The sequence below is a fragment of the Nevskia ramosa DSM 11499 genome (assembly GCF_000420645.1).
Lineage (GTDB): Bacteria > Pseudomonadota > Gammaproteobacteria > Nevskiales > Nevskiaceae > Nevskia > Nevskia ramosa.
Window position 1 is genome coordinate 259922 of the sequence record NZ_ATVI01000006.1, and the last position, 15923, is coordinate 275844.

The window sequence follows — 15923 nt, forward strand, 5'->3', positions numbered from 1 at the left end:
GCGATGACGCCGCGCGAGATCGTCACCGAGCTCGATCGCCACATCGTCGGCCAGTCCGCTGCCAAGAAAGCGGTGGCAATCGCCTTGCGCAATCGCTGGCGCCGGCAACAGACGCCGGAAGCGATCCGCGGCGAAATCACGCCGAAGAACATCCTGATGATCGGCCCGACCGGCGTCGGCAAGACCGAGATCGCCCGCCGGCTGGCCAAGCTCGCCAATGCGCCGTTCGTGAAGGTGGAAGCGACCAAGTTCACCGAGGTCGGCTATGTCGGCCGCGATGTCGACTCGATCATCCGCGAGCTGGCCGATGTCGCGGTCAAGCTGACTCGCGATCAGGCGATCGTCCGCGTCCAGGCCAAGGCGCATGACGCGGCCGAAGAGCGCGTGCTCGACGCCCTGCTGCCGCCGCCGAGCAACTTCGGCGAAGCCAGCACGCATCGCGAGAACGAGAACGGCGCGGCGCGTCAGGTGTTCCGCAAGAAGCTGCGCGAAGGCAAGCTCGACGACACCGAGATCGAATTGAAGCTGGCGGTCGCACCGCCACCGATGCAGGTCATGGGCCCGCCCGGCATGGAGGACATGAGCAACCAGCTGCAGGCGATGTTCAAGAACCTCGGCGCCGGCCAGCAGAAGACCCGCAAGCTGAAGATCAGGGAAGCGATGAAGCTGCTGATCGAGGAAGAAGGCGGCAAGCTGGTCGACGAGGAAGCGATCCGCGTCGAAGCGCTGAAGAACGCCGAGGACAACGGCATCGTCTTCATCGACGAGATCGACAAGGTCTGCAAGCGCGGCGAATACGGCGGTGCCGATGTCTCTCGCGAAGGCGTGCAGCGCGATCTGCTGCCGCTGGTCGAAGGCAGTACGGTGTCGACCAAGCATGGCGCGATCAAGACCGATCACATCCTGTTCATCGCCAGCGGCGCGTTCCACATGTCGAAGCCGTCGGACATGATTCCGGAGCTGCAGGGCCGCCTGCCGATCCGGGTCGAACTCGATGCGCTGAAGACCGAGGATTTCGTGCGGATTCTCAGCGAGCCCACGCATTCGCTGACCGACCAGTACAAGGCGCTGCTCGCCACCGAAGGCGTGGCCTTGGAATTCACGCCGGAAGGTCTGCGCCGGCTCGCCGAGTACGCCTGGCAGGTCAACGAGCGTACCGAGAACATCGGCGCACGGCGTCTGCACACGGTGCTCGAACGCTTGATGGAAGAAGCAGCCTACGAGGCCTCGGACCGCGCCGGCACCACTTTGTCCGTCGATGCTGCCTATGTCGATTCGAAGCTCGAAAAGCTGGCCGGCAACGAAGATCTGAGCCGGTTCATCCTGTAAAGGCCGGGGCTGTTGTCGCTCGACCGGCGCGGACTTGTTGCAAGGCATTCCGCAGCTGGTCGATCTCCTCGACGACTTGGCTGATGAAGGCGGCCGCGGCGGCTGGAATCGGTCGCTCCGCAAGTGTCGCGACCACTACCGGCGCCCGCACATGGGCGAGGTCGGCGATGTCGAGCATGACGAATTCCGACGGTGACAACTCGGCCGGAAAGGTGCGGATCACGCCGGCCGTGACCGCGTCGGTTTCATGGACGATGTGACGGATCACGGTGAAGTCCTCGGTCTGCAGGAACAGATCGTGGAGTTCCTCGGAATCGGCCACGCCGCTGTATTGCTCGGCGAGCCAGGACAGGTACCAGCGCGGCAGCTTGGGCACCAGCAGCGGGTACGGCAGCACGTCCTTGATGCGGATCTCCGGCAGCCGCGTAAGCGGATGGTCGCGCCGGCACAGGATCGCCGGGGACGACAGGTCATAGGTCGTCGCCTGGATGCCGGGATCAAGCGCATCGAACGGCGACCCCACGTAGACATCGACCTTCCGCGCCAGCAGTTCACCCTGCAGTTCGTCCCAACCCTGGGTGCGCAGACGGAAGCGCAGCTTCGAGTGCTTGCGCAGCAGCTTCGACAAGGCCGGCGCGACGATGATGTCGGCCATCCAGGGATCAGAGCCGATGATCACCTTGCCCGAGTCGAGCGAGCGCAGCAGTTCGATCTCGCGCCGGCCCTGCTCGAGCGTCGAACTCGTTTCCCGCGCCAGTCGCACCACGACCTCGCCGTACTCGGTGGGCCGCACGCCGGACTGGTCGCGGATGAACAGCGGCACGCCGTACTCATCCTCGATGCGGCGGATGCTGACCGACAGCGCCGACTGGGTCAGATGCAGCGCTTCGGCTGCGCGCCGGTAGTTGCGGTGCTCGTACAGCGCCAGCACGTGGCGCAACTGCCGGAGCGATTCACTCATGACAAATATTCACCGATTCGCCAATAACAATGAATTGGAATGGTGCGCTGCGGCTCTGTCACCGTCCAATCACCTTCACCCAAGGCATTTGACGGACGAACGAGACATGAGCATCCAGGCGCTGAATTCCGAAGGCCAGATCGTGCGCTACACCGACAAGCGACGCTGGCTGTGGTCGCTATCGCTGCTGTGGCCGCTGCTGCCGGTGATCTCCTGCGTGGTCGCAGAGAAGACCGGCCAGGCCGTCTGGTTCTGGGCGACCTGGATCATCTGGTATCTGATCGTGCCGGTGATCGATCACCTGCTGCCGGCCGATGGCAGCAATCCGCCGCCGGAAGTGGTGCCGAAGCTTGATGCCGATTGGTACTACCGCCTGCTGCCGATGCTGACCGTGCCGATCCACTACATCACGCTGATCTACAGCGCCTGGGTGATCAGCACCGGCGATCTGGCCTGGTACTCGATCCTGGGGCTGGCGCTGTCGGTCGGTCTGGTCAACGGCATCGCCATCAATACCGGCCACGAACTCGGCCACAAGACCACCGGTCTGGAGCGCTGGCTCGCCAAGACCGTGCTCGCGGTGGTCGGCTACGGCCACTTCTTCATCGAGCACAACAAGGGGCATCACAAGGATGTGGCGACGCCGGACGATCCCGCCTCCTCGCGGATGGGCGAGAACATCTACGGCTTCGCCTGCCGCGAGATTCCCGGTGCGATGCGTCGCGCCTGGCGCTCGGAAAAGGCGCGCCTTGAACGCTGCGGCAAGGGCCCCTGGACCTTGCAGAACGAAGTGCTGCAGCCATTGCTGATCACCGTCCCGCTGTATGCCGGCCTGATTGTTGCGTTCGGCTGGGTGATGCTCCCGTACCTCGCGCTTCAGATGGTCTGGGGCTGGTTCGGCGTGCTGACCAGCGCCAACTACATCGAGCATTACGGACTGCTGCGCCAGAAGCGCGACAACGGTCGCTTTGAAGCCTGCCAGCCCTACCACTCGTGGAACTCCAACCACGTGATGTCGAACCTGATCCTGTTCAATCTGCAGCGCCATTCGGACCATCACGCCAACCCGACGCGCCGCTACCAGAGCCTGCGCAACTTCGAGCATCTGCCCGAGTACCCGAGCGGCTATCCGTTGATGTTCCTGATCGCCCTGTTTCCACCACTCTGGTTCGCGGTGATGAACCCGCGCGTAGTCGCCTGGGCCGATGGCCGCTTCGATCGCATCAATATCCGTCCCGGTTACCGCGCCCGACTCGAAGCCCGCTGGGGCAAGCGCGGCAGCAATGCGGCGGCAGGTGCCTGAGCATGAGCGGCTACCGCCGTTTCATCTGTCCCGGCTGCGGCTACGCCTACGACGAAGGCAAGGGCGATCCGCATGAAGGCTTCCCGCCCGGCACCCGCTGGGAACAGGTGCCGGAGGACTGGGTCTGTCCGGACTGCGCGGTGCGCGAAAAGCTGGACTTCGAGCTACAAGCGGAAGGCTGATCGTCCGGCTCCTGCGCGGAGCCGACAGCAGCGATAATCGACGCGGCTTCGATCCAGATCGAAGCCGCGTCGCCGTTTTCGGCGACCGCTTTCGTTCATCTGCTGAAGAGGCCGTACCGATGGTCGCCGCTCCAAACGCCGTTCCCACGGACATCAAGCTGCATCGCAAGTCGCGCCTGCTCGAAGTGGTCTGGCCCGATGGCCGCACCGATTCGCTGCCGCTGGAGTACCTGCGCGTCTACTCGCCGAGCGCGGAAGTGCGCGGCCACGGCGGCGGCGAAACGATGCTGGTGGCGGGCAAGCGCGAGGTGAACATCAGCGCCGTCGAGCCAGTCGGCCGCTATGCGGTGCGACTGAAGTTCGACGATGGCCACGACAGCGGCCTGTATTCCTGGCCGACCTTGCGCGAGTTGGCCGACAACCACACGGCCTGGTGGGCGCACTACGAACAGCGTCTGGCCGAACACGGCATGTCGCGTGATCGCGATGTCGTGAAGCTGTCGGCGCTCGGCGTCGGCAAGTTCAAACCGGTGGGCTGACCATGATTCGAGACGTCTTACGGATGGGCGATCCGCGGCTGCTGGAAGTTTCGGCAGCCGTCACTGCGTTCGGCACGCCTGAACTTCGGGCGCTGCTGGTCGACATGCAGGACACCATGGCCTCGCTGAACGGCGCTGGCCTTGCCGCGCCGCAGATCGGTGTCGGCCTGCGCGTGGTGATCTTCGGCGTCGAGCACAACGAGCGTTATCCGGATGCCGAGGATGTGCCGTTCACGATCCTCTGCAACCCCGTACTGACGCCGTTATCGGATGAGCAGGAAGACGGCTGGGAAGGCTGCCTCAGCGTGCCCGGCATGCGCGGCCTGGTGCCGCGTTACACGCGCTTGCGCTACAGCGGCTGCGATGAGAACGGCGTGGCGATCGAACGCGAAGTCTCGGGCTTTCACGCCCGAGTCGTGCAGCACGAATGCGATCACCTCGACGGCATTCTCTATCCGCAACGCATTCGCGATCTGCGGCAGTTCGGCTTCACCCGCGAAATCTTCGGCGAGGATCAAGCCGACGATTAGCTGCCGGCTTGTCTGAAGATCGGCTGCGCCTGCGTTTCCGCACGTGGCGGCGCACCGAACAGCCGGCGATATTCGCGGCTGAACTGCGAGGGGCTTTCGTAGCCGACGCGATGCGCGGCAACCGCCGCTTCGCAGCCATCCGACAACATCAAGCGCCGCGCTTCCTGCAGCCGCAATTGTTTCTGGTATTGCAGCGGCGACATCGCGGTCACTGCCTTGAAGCGGTGATGCAGCGCCGACACGCTCAAGTGCGCGGCATCGGCCAGTTCCTCGATCCGCAGCGGCTCGGCATAGCGTGATTTGAGCAGCGCGATGGTGCTGGCAATGCGCTGCGCCTGACCATCGGCCGCGCAGAGTTCGCAGAGCTGCTGGCCGAGTTCGCCGGTCAGCACGCGGTAGTGGATTTCGCGCAGCGCCAGCGGCGCCAGCACCGCCGCTTCCTCGGGCGTATCGAGCAGGCGCACCAGGCGCAGCACGGCATCGAGAAGTTGTGCCGAGGTCGAGGCCAGGAACAGTGCGCGGCCACCGTTGCGTGGGGCCGCGCTGGCTGCCGGCACCGGGGTCTGGCGCAGCAGTTCGTTGACCTGATTGGCGTCGATATCGAGGCGCAGGCAGAGATAGGGCTTGGCGACGGTTGCTTCGATGACGTTGCCGACCACCGGCAGGCTCATCGACACCACGAGATAGTTGAGCGGATCATAGACATAGCGTTCGGCGCCGAGCATCGCCTGCTTGCTGCCCTGGACGACAACGCAGATCGACGGCTCGTAGACCGTCGACAGCGGCTGAGAAGGCTCGCTGATGCGCATCATCGAAAAACCGGGAATGCCCGGATCGTTGACGCCTTCGAGCGGCGTGCGGCGCATCATCCGGTCGGCCAGCTCGGCCTGCTGGGCTTCGAGCCCGAAGCTCGCTGGATGGATTCTCGCCGTGGTCTGGTCAGGCATGGGTGTTGTCCCGCTGTTGAACGTGGCCGGATTATGCGCTGCGGTTTTGGCGAATCTGCGGCGTCGAACAGCCCCGTGCAGGATCAGGCAAGGATGCGCCAGCATCGGGCTAACGCAGCACTGCATCGCGCTCCCAGACTGTGCCGGCAGCTTCCCCAAACGTCTGGAGCAATCCGATGAACAACCGCAAGAACAACACCCTTACCCCTTATCCACGCCGTCAGCTCGGTGGCCTCGAAGTGTCCGCACTCGGCCTCGGCTGCATGGGCATGTCCGATTTCTATGGCCCGGCGGACGACACCCGAAACCTCGCGGTGCTCAATCACGCTGTCGACATCGGCATCAACTTTCTCGATACCGCCGACATGTATGGCGTGGGCCGCAACGAGGAACTGATCGCACAACTGCTGAAGACTCGCCGCGACGAAGTCGTGCTGGCGACCAAGTTCGGCAACGTTCGAGCGGCCGACGGCAGCTTCATCAGAGTCGATGGCAGCCCGGAATATGTACGCGCCGCCTGCGACGCCAGCCTGAAGCGCCTGGGGGTCGATCACATCGATCTCTATTACCAGCACCGGGTTGATCGCACGGTGCCGATCGAGGAAACCGTCGGCGCGATGCAGCGCCTGGTCGACGCCGGCAAGGTCCGCTATCTCGGCTTATCGGAAGCGTCTGCAATCACCATTCGCCGAGCGGCGTATGTCGCACCGATTGCCGCTGTGCAGAGCGAGTACTCGCTGTGGACGCGGGACATGGAAGACGAAGTGCTGCCCACCTGCCGCGAGTTGGGCATCGGCTTCGTGCCGTACAGCCCGCTGGGCCGCGGCTTTCTGACCGGCGCCATTCGCAAGCCGGGCGATCTCTCGGCCGACGACTGGCGGCACCACAATCCGCGCTTCCAGAGCGACAGCCTCGATCAGAATCTGGCGCTGGTCGATGCCGTCACCGCGCTGGCAGATCAGCACGGCTGCACGCCGGGTCAGCTGGCGCTGGCCTGGCTGCTGCACCAGGCGCCGGACATCGTGCCGATTCCCGGCACCCGCCGCATCGAGCGGCTGGACGAGAACGCCAAGGCGGCAACGATCCGCTTGAGCAGTGATGAACTGCGGGCGATCCGCGACCTGATCGAAGCCAGCACCGTGGTCGGCACCCGCTATCCGCAGGAACACATGGGCGCGGTCAACGCCTGAGCTTCAACTTGAAGTCATGACGGCGGGCGAAGCCGGGCGCGGGCAGCCGATGAACTGCGATAATGGCCACGACCCGACTTCCCCCGCCGCCCATGGCCCAGCAAGACGAACGTAACCCGCGCGGCACCACTCACTTCGGTTTCGAGCAGGTGGCGGTCGGCGACAAGCAGAAACGAGTCCGCGAAGTGTTCTCGTCGGTCGCGAGCAAGTACGACGTGATGAACGACTTGATGTCGTTCGGCATCCATCGCCTGTGGAAGCGCTTCGTCATCGATCTCGCCGGCGTTCGCAGCGGCGAGAAGGTGCTCGATCTCGCCGGCGGCACCGGCGATCTGGCCCGCGAATTCCGCAAGCTGGCCGGCACTCGTGGCCTGGTCACCCTGGCCGACATCAATGCCGCGATGCTGGGTCAGGGTCGCGCGGCTCTTGCCGACAAGGGCGTCGTCGACGTGCCGCTGGTTCAGGCCAACGCCGAATGCCTGCCGTTCGAGGACGGCAGCTTCGACTGCATCACCATCGCCTTCGGCCTGCGCAACGTCACCGACAAGGACAAGGCCCTGGCCTCGATGCGCCGCGTGCTGAAGCCCGGCGGCAGGCTTCTCGTCCTCGAATTCTCCAAGCCGCAGACTGCGCTGCTGACCAAGGTCTATGACCAGTACTCGTTCAAGCTGCTGCCGCTGATGGGCAAGCTGGTGGCCAACGATGCGGACAGCTATCGATACCTCGCCGAGTCGATCCGCATGCATCCGGATCAGGACACGCTGAAGGGGATGATGGAAAACGCCGGCCTTGCGCGCGTGCAGGTCTACAACCTGACCGGCGGAATCGTCGCCGTGCATCGCGGTTATCGCCTCGACTGAAATGCCGGCTCCTGCCCTTGTTTGCGCGACCGTCGAAGTCGCGCTGAACCGCTACCTGCGCCTGGAGCGCAGCGTGCTCGATGACTGCGCCGCACTCGAAGGCAAGTCGATCGCGCTCGAAGCGGCCGATCTCGGCTGGATCTTCGTGATCGAACCGATCGCGACCGGCGTGCGGGTCAGCAACATCGCCGAGGACGAGCCGGATGTCCTGGTCTCGGCACCGAGCTTGCGACTGATGAAGCTGGCGCTGAGCACGGTCAGTGGCCGCGAAGGCCTGCCGACCGGCCTCGAAGTGGTTGGCGATACAGAGCTGCTGAATCGCTTCAATGCGCTGCTGACCAAGGTCGGTTTCGACCCCGAGGAACTGGTTGCGAAAGTGATCGGCGACGGCGCGGCGCATCGGCTGGTCGGCGGGCTCAAGGGCCTGTTCGGCTGGGGTCGCACGGCGGCGGATCGCCTGAGCGTCGACGCCGCCGAATATCTCACCGAAGAAAGCGAAGACCTGGCCCGCGCGGCCGATGTCGAGGAATGGATGGATAGCGTCGACCAGTTGCGCGAAGGTGCGGATCGCTTCGAGGCGCGTCTCGCGCGGCTGGAACAGCAGCAGAGCAAGACCTCGTGATCAAGGCAACGCCGCGCCTGTGGGCGATCTGGAAAGTCACGCGTCGCTACGGCCTGTCCGAGTTCTGGGGCGGCAAGCCTTCGTCGGACTCGCGCCCGCGTGGCGAGCGTCTGCGGCTGGCGCTGCAGGAACTCGGGCCGGTGTTCATCAAGTTCGGCCAGGCGCTGTCGACGCGGCCGGACATCGTGCCGGTCGACGTGGCGACCGAGCTGGCCAAGCTGCAGGATCAGGTCGAGCCGTTTCCCGGCGCCGAGGCGCGGGCGATCATCGAGCGCTCGCTTGGCAAGCCGATCGCCGAGCTGTTCCATGAGTTCGACGAAACACCGCTGGCTGCTGCCTCGGTTGCCCAGGTGCACACCGCGCGGCTGAAGCCGCAGGACGACGGCGATCCCGGTTTCGAAGTGGTGGTCAAGGTACTGCGCCCGGGCGTCATGGAGCGGGTCGAGAAAGACGTGGCGCTGCTGCGCGCGCTGGCCGAATTCGCCGAACGCTGGCATCCGCTGGGCAAGCGTCTGCGGCCGCGCGAAGTCGTCGCCGAATACGAGAAGGTGATCTTCGACGAGCTGGATCTGATGCGCGAAGGCGCCAACTGCTCGCTGCTGCGCCGCAACTGGCTGGGCTCGGAGCTGATCTATCACCCGATCGTGTTCTGGGATTTCACCCGCAGCAATGTGCTGGTGATGGAGCGCATCCACGGCGTGTCGCTGCGCCATCTCGATCAGCTGCGCGAGATGGGCGTGAACTTCCAGGTGCTCGCCGAGCGCGGTGTGGAAATCTTCTTCAAGCAGGTGTTCCGCGACAATTTCTTCCACGCGGACATGCATCCCGGCAACATCTTCGTCGACGTTTCCGACGTGCGGAAGCCGAGTTATCTGGCGGTCGATTTCGGCATCGTCGGCCAGTTGTCGCCGGCCGATCTGCGCTATCTCGCCGAGAACTTCCTGGCCTTCTTCAATCGCGATTACCGGCGCATCGCCGAGCTGCATCTGGAGTCCGGCTGGATTCCGGCGGATGTCCGCGCCGAAGATTTCGAGAGCGCGATCCGCACCGTCTCCGAGCCGATCTTCGGCAAGCCGATCAAGGACATTTCCTTCGGTGTCTTCCTGCTGCGCCTGTTCGAGATCGCGCGGCGCTTCAACTACCAGGTGCAGCCGCAACTGGTCCTGTTGCAGAAGACCTTGCTGACCACCGAAGGCCTCGGCCGCCAGCTCTATCCCGAGCTTGATCTGTGGAAGACCGCGAAGCCGATCATGGAGCAGTGGATGTGGAACCGGATCAATCCGGCCGCCACCTTCGCGCGGCTGCGTAAGGAAGGGCCGCAGCTGGCTGAAGCGCTGCCGGAACTGGCGCAGAACGCGATGAAGTTTCTCGCCAAGGGCGGCGCGCTGCCGAGTCACACGCTCGATGCCTCGGGTGTCGAAGCGCTGCGCAGCGAGCTGCGCGCCTCGACCCGGAAAAGCCTGCATGCCGCGATCGGCGGCACTGCTTGGGTAGCGGGTGTGGCGCTCTACGGCATGGCCTCGCTGAACGCGGCAACGCCATCTACCTCAGTGGTAGTCGCCAGCCTGCTGTTCGCCGGCGTCGGCCTCTGGGGCTGGGTGCGAGCGTTCCGCTGAGATGGCCCGCCCGGTGAAGGAGATGGCCGAAGGCCCGTCGCCCGAGCAGATACGCGAACTGGTCGCCTACTGCGACAAGGCCGCGTGGTGGCTCGACGACTGCCTGACCGTGCCCGGCACCCGCTTCCATTTCGGGCTCGATGCGATCACCGGCCTGATTCCGTTTGCCGGCGACTTACTGGCGGCTGGTGTTTCGGTGCTGACCATCACTCGCGCCGCCCGCATCGGCGTGCCGCGCAAGGTGCTGATGCGGATGGGACGGAACGTCGCGATCGATTTCGCCGGCGGCCTGATTCCAGGCATCGGGGATGCCTTCGATGCGGTATTCAAATCGCACCGTCGCAACTTCGCACTGCTGTACAAGGAATACGCGCCGATGCTCGCGCCGATCGGCGTGCGACAGCGGGCGCCGCTGTGGCTGCGGGTGGGTGGCGCGCTGATGGTCGCGGCGATCGGCTACGGTATCTGGCACTGGCTGCTGCGCTGATTCCGATCGGCGGCACCAATGAAAAACGCCGGCCAGAAACTATCTGGCCGGCGTTTTTCGTTACAGCCGCTCAGCGCTTCAGCGGTTCTGCGTGATGCTCAGACCCTTCAGCAAGGTCAGCGCTTCATACAGCTCGTAATCATTGACCGGCAGATCGGCGACATTGATCGGTTCGTCCTTCTTGACGTCCTTGTCCTTGCCCTTGTCGCCTTCCTTCTTTTCGTCCGTCTTGCCTTCCTTGCCCTTGTCCTGGGCCTTGATCTCTTCCGGCTTGGCATTCGGGTTGTCGAGGCGACCCTTCAGGTCGGCCTCATGCACGCCTTCGCCGAATTCCGAGGGATCGAGCTTCGACACCTTGAACGGCTGGATGGTGACGTCCGGGACGATGCCTTCGGCCTGGATCGAGCGGCCGCTCGGCGTGTAGTAACGCGCCGTGGTGATCTTGATCGCCGAGTCGTTGTTCAGCGGCAGGATGGTCTGCACCGAGCCCTTGCCGAACGTCTTGCTGCCGATCAGCACGCCGCGCTTCTGATCCTGTAGCGCGCCGGCGACGATTTCCGCGGCCGAAGCCGACCCACCGTTGACCAGCACCACCAGCGGCTTGCCATCGAGCGCATCGCCGACCGACGCATCGAACTCGCGGGTCGAATCGGCATCGCGGCCCTTGATGCTGACGATCGCGCCCTTGTTCAGGAATTCGTCGGAGACATCGACGGCGGCAGTCAGAAGGCCGCCCGGGTTGTTGCGCAGATCGAGCACCAGGCCTTTCAGCTCGCCGGCCTTCTTCAGCTTGGCGAGTTCTTCGGACAGATTCTTGCCGGTCGTCGCGGTGAACTGCGAGATGCGGATGTAACCGAAGCCCGGTTCGATCGAGCGACCGCGCACCGAGGCAACCTTGATGTAGTCACGCTTCAGTTCCAGCACCAGCGGCGCCGGTGCGTTCTCGCGGATCAGGGTCAGCACGATCTTGGTGCCCGGATCGCCGCGCATCTTCGAGACGGCGTCCTGCAGGGTCAGGCCCTTCACCGGCGTGTCATCGATCTTGACGATCAGATCGCCCGCCTTGACGCCGGCTTTCGCTGCCGGCGTGTCGTCGATCGGCGACACCACCTTGACCAGACCATCCTTCAGCTGCACCTCGATGCCGAGGCCGCCGAACTTGCCGGTAGTCGAAGCGTTGAGGTCCTTGTATTCCTCCTTGTCGAGATAGGAGGAATGCGGATCGAGGCCGGACAGCATGCCGCGGACCGCGTTCTCGAGCAGGGTTTCATCCTTCACCGGCTCGACGTAATCGCTCTTCACGCGATTGAGAATCTCGACGAAGGTCTGCAGATCCTTCAACGGCAAGGTTTCAGCCGGTACCTGCTTTTCGGCGAACACGCTATGGGTCAGCGTGGCGCTGACGCCGAAGACGACACCAGCCAGCAAGGCCAGGGAAACGCGGGTCGATGAGGACATGAATTTACTTCTTATGGAGGGATGTACAACGTTTTTTTGAATGTATCACAGCACCTTCAGCAGACCCCGGCCGCGCCGCTTCGTTCAGCCGGGAGGCAGTGCTGGTCCGCTTCAAGGGCCAAGCCAGTCGCGTGGGTCCTGCGGCTCGGTCCCGCGCCGCACTTCGAAGTACAGGCCGCTGCGCTCGTAGCCGCCCGTGTTGCCGACTGCCGCGATGACTTCGCCGGCGGCAACCTGTTCGCCGGCGGCCGTGGCCACCGTTGCGTTGTGGCCGTACAAGGTGAAGAAACCCTTGTCGTGCTCGATGACCACGATCAGGCCGTAACTCGACAGCCAGCCGACATAGGCCACCCGCCCAGCAGCGCTGGCCCGCACCGGCGCGCCTTCGCTGGCCGCAATCCACAGGCCTTTCCAGAGCAGGCGACTGTCGCTCTTGCTGTCGCCGTAATTGGCCAGGATGTTGCCGCGCAGCGGCCAGGCCAGGACGCCGCGCATCTTCGGAAAAGGATTCTTCGAGCCGGACGGCCTGGCCGGTGCCGGCACGGCTTTCAGCGCTTCGCGCAGCTTGCCGAGCAGCGCCTGGATTTCCTTCTCGCTGCTTTGCAGCGCCTTCACCTTTTCGCCCGCGTCGGCAATCTTGGCGTCGAGTGAGGCCACCGCCTTCTTGCGTTCGTTGCGATCGTTTTCCAGTTCGGCCAGCGCGCGCTGGCGCGTGGTCTGCAGCTTTTGCAGCGCGGACCGCTCGGTCTCGACCTTGGCCTCTTCGGCGCTGACGGCGGCGATCTCGGCGTTGATCTCGTCCATGTTCCGGGCGCTGGCCCGGTTCAGGTAATCGAAATAGGTCAGCAAGCGGCCGATGCGATCCGGCTCTTCCTGGCTGAGCAGCAAGGCGGTCGAGCCGCCCTGTCCGGCGACATAGGCCGAACGCACCTGGCGCGCCAGACGCTCGCGGGCCTGGACCAGCCGCGCCTCGGCTGCCGCCCGGCTGGCCTGCGCGGCGCGCAGACGCGCGTCTTGCTCCTCGACCTCGGCGGCGAGCTTCTTCAACTGCGCCTGTGATTCGGCGATCTTCCGCTCGGCGGTTTCCACCGCTTGCCGCTGCGTGCTCTGGGCGCTGCGATCACGGTCGATGCTCTGATTGGCAGCGCCGATCTTGGCCCGCACCCGGTTCAGATCCTCTGAACCAGCCTTGAGTTTGGTGGCGGTGTCGTTGGCGGCTTCGAGCGGCGCCGACACGGCAAACGCGAGCAGCAGCCCGACGGCAACAGCGCGCAAACGAGACCAGCAAAAGGCTGCCTTCAAAGGGGTTCGGCTTTCCGGGGGTGGCATCGGGTGCGATAATCCCAGAGCAACACCCCCTTGTTCAAATGCGCGCCTCCCTTGACCGACCAATTGCTGACCTTCGTGCAGGCTCACCTGCTCCTGTTTCTCGCCCTCGCGCTGGCCAGCGCGGCGCTGATTGCCAATGAAGTGCATGGCACCCTGCAGGGCGGCAAGCGTCTGGCGCCGAAGGACGCCGTGCGCCTGATCAACGACCGCGATGCGCTGGTCATCGATGTGCGACCGCCGGCGGACTTCAAGAAAGGCCATCTGCTCAACGCGCTGAACCTGCCGCTGGCGAAGCTCGCCGAGCGCGCCGCCGAGATCGGCAAGGACAAGGCGCGGCCGGTGATCGTCTATTGCGCGCTCGGCTCCAGCCAGAGCGAAGCGGCGGCCAGCCTGCGCAAACTCGGCCATACCGAGGTCTATCTGTTGCGCGGCGGCCTGAACGGCTGGATGAGTGCCAGCCTGCCGGTCACCGCGAAATAGAAGCCATCCAGCTCTCCCCAAAAGCGTCGCAATGGCCGCCGCACACCGGCGCGAGGTTCTTCCGATGAAGCCGGTCACCGTCTATTCGACCCGCATCTGCCCGTACTGCATGCTCGCCAAGCGTCTGCTCGGCAACAAGGGCGTGAGCTACCAGGAAATCATGGTCGACCAGAATGACGCCCTGCGTGCCGAGATGATGCAGCGCTCCGGCCGCCGCACCGTTCCTCAGATCTTCATCGGTGACCGTCATGTTGGCGGCTTCGACGATCTCGCCGCGCTGGACCGCGCCGGCCAGCTCGATCCGCTGCTGCGCGAAGCCTGAATCGCAGGCAGCTGCTTCGCATTACCGCATCACACCCGCAACCTGCCTCCACCGTCCGCACGATCATTGAATTCATGAGCACTCCGAACCCGGTTCCGCCGTCCGTCCCCACCGTCGAAGACGCCCCCGCCCGTCAGGTCTTCCTGCAGCGCCTGTTCCTCAAGGACGCCTCGCTGGAAATGCCGAACGCGCCACGCATCCTGACCAACGAGACGCCGCCGGCGATCGACGTGCAGGTCGGCACCGCGATCGACATGCTCAACCCCGGCATCTTCCAGGTCATGCTGCAGGTGACGGTCACCGCGAAGATCGGCGAAGAGACCGCGTTCCTGGTTGAAGTGCATCAGGCCGGCATCTTCCAGCTCGCCAACTTCCCGGACGGCGGCGAACTGCAGCACGTGCTGGCTGCGTACTGCCCGAGCGTGATCCTGCCGTTCGCCCGCGAAGCGATCGCCAACCTGATCGGCCGTACCGGCTATCCGCCGGTGATGCTGCAGCCGATCAACTTCGACGCGCTGTACGCCCAGCACCTCGCTCAGCAGGCCGCGAACGGTGCCAATGGCGCGGCGCCGACGACGGTGCAGTAAACCCGCCAGCACAGCCCAAGCTCTCAGGAGCGGCGGCATGTCGGAGCAAATCCCGGTTGCGGTTCTGGGCGCTGGCGCGTTTGGTACCGCGAGGGACGTCCGAGCCCTGCGGCCGGCGCAGCCAGCCGCCAAGGCGAGTGGCGTCCAGGCCAGCGCAAGGGAACGGCATGTCTGAGCAGACACCGGTCGCAGTTCTGGGTGCCGGTGCGTTCGGCACGGCGCTGGCGATCCAGCTATCGCGTCGCGGTGCGCCCGCGTTCCTGTGGGGACGCGATGCGACGACGATGGCGACGATCCAGGAAAGCCGCGAGAACACGGTTTACCTGAAAGGCTGCGCGCTGCCGGCGCGGCTGATCGCGACCAGCGATCTTGTCCGCGTGGTCGCCGAATCCGGCGACATCGTCATTGCCACGCCGAGCCACAGCTTGCGCGAAACCTGCGAGCGGCTCGGCACGCTGCTGCGTCCCGAGCAAGGCATCGCCTGCGCGGCAAAAGGCCTGGAACCGGGCAGCGGACGGCTGGCCCATGAAGTGATCGGTGCCGCACTCGGCCTCACCCGCAGCGTTGCGGTGATCTCCGGTCCTACCTTCGCGAAGGAGCTGGGCCTCGGCCTGCCGACGGCAGTGACGGTGGCCTCGAACGACCCGGCGTTCGCCGAGCGGATGGCGCTGCGCTTTCACGGCGATGGCTTCCGCGCCTACACCTCGCGCGATCTGGTCGGCGTCGAGATCGGTGGCGCGGCGAAGAACGTGCTGGCGATCGCGGTCGGCATTGCCGATGGCCTCGGCCTCGGCGCCAATACCCGCGCGGCAATGATCACCCGCGGCCTGAACGAGATCACGCGGCTGGCCACCGCGCTGGGCGCCGAAGCGGAAACGCTGATGGGCATGGCCGGCCTCGGCGATCTGGTCCTGACTTGCACCGACAACCAGTCGCGCAACCGCCGCTACGGCATCCAGCTCGGCGAAGGTGCGACGCCCGAGCAGGCCCGGGCGGCGATCGAAGGCGTGGTCGAAGGCGTGCGCGCGGCACCCGAAGTGCTGCGGCTGGCGCATCGGCTTGGTGTCGACATGCCATTGCTGGAAATGGCCGGCGCAGTGATCGCCGGCCAGGTGTCGCCGATCGAAGCGCTGAAGCGGCTTGCCGAAAGACCGCTGCGCGCAGAGTTGGGCTGAAGCTTC

General features: G+C 64.9%; 18 protein-coding genes. 14 read left to right on the forward strand and 4 right to left on the reverse strand.

The window, feature by feature from the left end:
- The first annotated feature begins 3 nt into the window (after positions 1 to 3).
- Positions 4 to 1329 (forward strand): ATP-dependent protease ATPase subunit HslU, encoded by a 1326-nt coding sequence (hslU, locus tag G513_RS0108065; RefSeq protein WP_028475289.1) that lies wholly within the window; start codon positions 4 to 6, stop codon positions 1327 to 1329.
- Here the strand turns inward: hslU and G513_RS0108070 are convergent.
- Positions 1319 to 2290 (reverse strand): LysR family transcriptional regulator, encoded by a 972-nt coding sequence (locus tag G513_RS0108070; protein WP_022976321.1) that lies wholly within the window; start codon positions 2288 to 2290, stop codon positions 1319 to 1321. The genes hslU and G513_RS0108070 overlap by 11 nt on opposite strands.
- Positions 2291 to 2396: 106 nt before the next feature.
- Here G513_RS0108070 and G513_RS0108075 point away from each other — a divergent pair, with 106 nt between their 5' ends.
- The 4 genes from G513_RS0108075 (at position 2397) to def (ending at position 4844) form a co-directional block, all read left to right on the forward strand.
- On the forward strand, positions 2397 to 3593 hold the full coding sequence (locus G513_RS0108075) for an alkane 1-monooxygenase (RefSeq protein ID WP_022976322.1): 1197 nt from the start codon (positions 2397 to 2399) through the stop codon (positions 3591 to 3593).
- Positions 3594 to 3595: 2 nt separating this feature from the next.
- The gene (locus G513_RS0108080; RefSeq protein ID WP_022976323.1) at positions 3596 to 3775 is read left to right on the forward strand and encodes a rubredoxin; all 180 of its coding nucleotides are present in this window, start codon (positions 3596 to 3598) and stop codon (positions 3773 to 3775) included.
- A gap of 119 nt (positions 3776 to 3894) precedes the next feature.
- Positions 3895 to 4314: a gamma-butyrobetaine hydroxylase family protein gene (locus G513_RS0108085; protein ID WP_022976324.1), complete on the forward strand. Its 420-nt coding sequence runs from the start codon at positions 3895 to 3897 to the stop codon at positions 4312 to 4314.
- Between the two features lie 2 nt (positions 4315 to 4316).
- Positions 4317 to 4844 (forward strand): peptide deformylase, encoded by a 528-nt coding sequence (gene def, locus G513_RS0108090; protein ID WP_022976325.1) that lies wholly within the window; start codon positions 4317 to 4319, stop codon positions 4842 to 4844.
- On the opposite strand, the gene G513_RS0108095 is transcribed toward def, so the two are convergent.
- Positions 4841 to 5791 carry an AraC family transcriptional regulator gene (locus G513_RS0108095; RefSeq protein ID WP_022976326.1) on the reverse strand — a complete coding sequence of 317 codons (951 nt, stop codon included), beginning with the start codon at positions 5789 to 5791 and terminating at the stop codon, positions 4841 to 4843. The two genes, def and G513_RS0108095, sit on opposite strands and share 4 nt — an antisense overlap.
- 176 nt (positions 5792 to 5967) lie before the next feature.
- Between G513_RS0108095 and G513_RS0108100 the strand changes: the two genes are divergently transcribed.
- The 5 genes from G513_RS0108100 (at position 5968) to G513_RS22030 (ending at position 10566) form a co-directional block, all read left to right on the forward strand.
- Entirely contained in the window at positions 5968 to 6981 is a 1014-nt protein-coding gene (locus G513_RS0108100) for an aldo/keto reductase (protein WP_022976327.1), read from the forward strand.
- 92 nt (positions 6982 to 7073) lie between these two features.
- Positions 7074 to 7841, forward strand: coding sequence for a bifunctional demethylmenaquinone methyltransferase/2-methoxy-6-polyprenyl-1,4-benzoquinol methylase UbiE (gene ubiE, locus G513_RS0108105; RefSeq protein ID WP_022976328.1), 768 nt, complete (start codon positions 7074 to 7076; stop codon positions 7839 to 7841).
- Between the two features lies 1 nt (position 7842).
- Positions 7843 to 8463 (forward strand): ubiquinone biosynthesis accessory factor UbiJ, encoded by a 621-nt coding sequence (locus tag G513_RS0108110; protein WP_022976329.1) that lies wholly within the window; start codon positions 7843 to 7845, stop codon positions 8461 to 8463.
- Entirely contained in the window at positions 8460 to 10079 is a 1620-nt protein-coding gene (ubiB, locus tag G513_RS22025) for a ubiquinone biosynthesis regulatory protein kinase UbiB (RefSeq protein ID WP_022976330.1), read from the forward strand. The genes G513_RS0108110 and ubiB overlap by 4 nt, the downstream gene beginning before the upstream one ends.
- 1 nt (position 10080) lies before the next feature.
- Complete coding sequence (locus tag G513_RS22030; protein ID WP_022976331.1) at positions 10081 to 10566, forward strand: DUF4112 domain-containing protein; 486 nt, start codon at positions 10081 to 10083, stop codon at positions 10564 to 10566.
- Between the two features lie 78 nt (positions 10567 to 10644).
- Here G513_RS22030 and G513_RS0108125 read toward each other — a convergent pair whose 3' ends face one another.
- Together G513_RS0108125 and G513_RS24790 are read right to left on the reverse strand one after the other, a co-directional pair.
- Positions 10645 to 12024: a S41 family peptidase gene (locus G513_RS0108125; RefSeq protein ID WP_022976332.1), complete on the reverse strand. Its 1380-nt coding sequence runs from the start codon at positions 12022 to 12024 to the stop codon at positions 10645 to 10647.
- A 111-nt stretch (positions 12025 to 12135) separates the two neighbouring features.
- Positions 12136 to 13260: a murein hydrolase activator EnvC family protein gene (locus tag G513_RS24790; protein WP_169560565.1), complete on the reverse strand. Its 1125-nt coding sequence runs from the start codon at positions 13258 to 13260 to the stop codon at positions 12136 to 12138.
- A 144-nt stretch (positions 13261 to 13404) separates the two neighbouring features.
- Here G513_RS24790 and G513_RS25720 point away from each other — a divergent pair, with 144 nt between their 5' ends.
- From G513_RS25720 to G513_RS0108150, 4 genes are all read left to right on the forward strand, one after another.
- On the forward strand, positions 13405 to 13833 hold the full coding sequence (locus G513_RS25720; RefSeq protein WP_022976334.1) for a rhodanese-like domain-containing protein: 429 nt from the start codon (positions 13405 to 13407) through the stop codon (positions 13831 to 13833).
- Positions 13834 to 13897: 64 nt separating this feature from the next.
- Positions 13898 to 14155 carry a glutaredoxin 3 gene (gene grxC / locus G513_RS0108140; RefSeq protein WP_028475293.1) on the forward strand — a complete coding sequence of 86 codons (258 nt, stop codon included), beginning with the start codon at positions 13898 to 13900 and terminating at the stop codon, positions 14153 to 14155.
- A 74-nt stretch (positions 14156 to 14229) separates the two neighbouring features.
- Entirely contained in the window at positions 14230 to 14742 is a 513-nt protein-coding gene (secB, locus tag G513_RS22040) for a protein-export chaperone SecB (RefSeq protein ID WP_022976336.1), read from the forward strand.
- Positions 14743 to 14909: 167 nt separating this feature from the next.
- A complete protein-coding gene (locus G513_RS0108150) occupies positions 14910 to 15917 on the forward strand; it encodes an NAD(P)H-dependent glycerol-3-phosphate dehydrogenase (protein ID WP_022976337.1) in 1008 nt (335 codons plus the stop codon).
- Positions 15918 to 15923: the final 6 nt, after the last annotated feature.